This is a genomic window from Okeania sp. SIO2C9, from assembly GCF_010672455.1.
Classification (GTDB): domain Bacteria; phylum Cyanobacteriota; class Cyanobacteriia; order Cyanobacteriales; family Microcoleaceae; genus Okeania.
Genome location: NZ_JAAHGO010000271.1, coordinates 1 through 1172, shown reverse-complemented (window position 1 = coordinate 1172; position 1172 = coordinate 1). Strand labels below are relative to the sequence as shown.

The following is a 1172-nucleotide window of genomic DNA, read 5'->3' as shown; positions in this document are numbered from 1 at the left end:
TCAATTAATTCTCACTCTAGATAGAACACAATGGAAAAGTCACAATATCTTCGTTATTGCTGTCATTTACAAAAAACGAGCATTACCTATTTATTGGCAAGTTTTAGAGAAAAAAGGAGCTACCAATTTCCTAGAACAAAAGGCACTTATTAAACCAGTTTTACGCTTGTTGAAAAAATATCAATTGGTAATTATTGGAGATAGAGAGTTCCATGGTGTCCAGTTATCACACTGGTTAAAAACTAGAGCCAAGACTCAAAAAATCAATTTTATTTTCAGACAAAAACAAGATACTAATTATAGAAAACCAGGTCGAAAATACCAGCCATTGAGTAATTTACCTGTGGCTCCCGGGACTAAAATATTTTTAAGTAACATTAATCTGACTAATAAAAAAGGATTTGGACGTTTTAATTTAGTTGCTTATTGGAAAAGAAAGTATAGAAAAAAGATGGAAAAAGAGCCTTGGTACTTGTTGACAAATCTTGAAAGCTTAGATGAAGTTCTCAAAATATATCGGTCGAGAATGGGCATTGAAGCAATGTTTAAAGATTGTAAAACTGGAGGATATAATTTGGAGGGTAGTCAAGCTAATACAGAGCGCCTGACCAATTTAGTTTTACTTATAGCTATTGCTTATACCTGTTCATGTTATCGAGGTAAAAATATCAAAAAAACTGGTTATCAAGACTATATTTGTCCCTTACAAGAAGCAGATAGAAAAGAGAGGAGGCATAGCAACTTTTGGGTAGGTATGTATGGCGAACTGTGGGTCATAGCTTGGGATTATTTAGTTGATATTGTCCAAGCTATAATGAATTTTAATCCTCAGAAAAAGCCGAATTATCAAAGAGGATTAAGAGCGATGTCAAACCTACGAATTATTTAATTAACAATTAATTATTTGGTAAATGTGACAATTTATTCAAGAGCTGAAATTTTTAATTGATGCTTAAAAATTTTGTAATTAAAGCTCAATTAAGTTTTCTGAGCTGGCTTAGATTGATTCATTATTCAACCTGTATAGGGGGAGTAGTTGAGCGAAGCTCAACTACTCCCCTCCCAATAATGATTATCATTATTTAGGCAGAAAAATCTTGATTTTTTACAAAGGTTTAATTCTTGCAACCCTTATCCAACAATAGTTTTGAGGCGCTCGTCACCCCGTGAGC

General features: G+C 33.1%; 1 protein-coding gene. It reads left to right on the top strand.

The features are described 5' to 3' along the window. Window positions 1–889 (top strand): IS4 family transposase (locus tag F6K23_RS40945; RefSeq protein WP_293166998.1); only part of this gene is annotated, 889 nt, incomplete at its 5' end. Between the last annotated feature and the right edge of the window lie 283 nt (window positions 890–1172).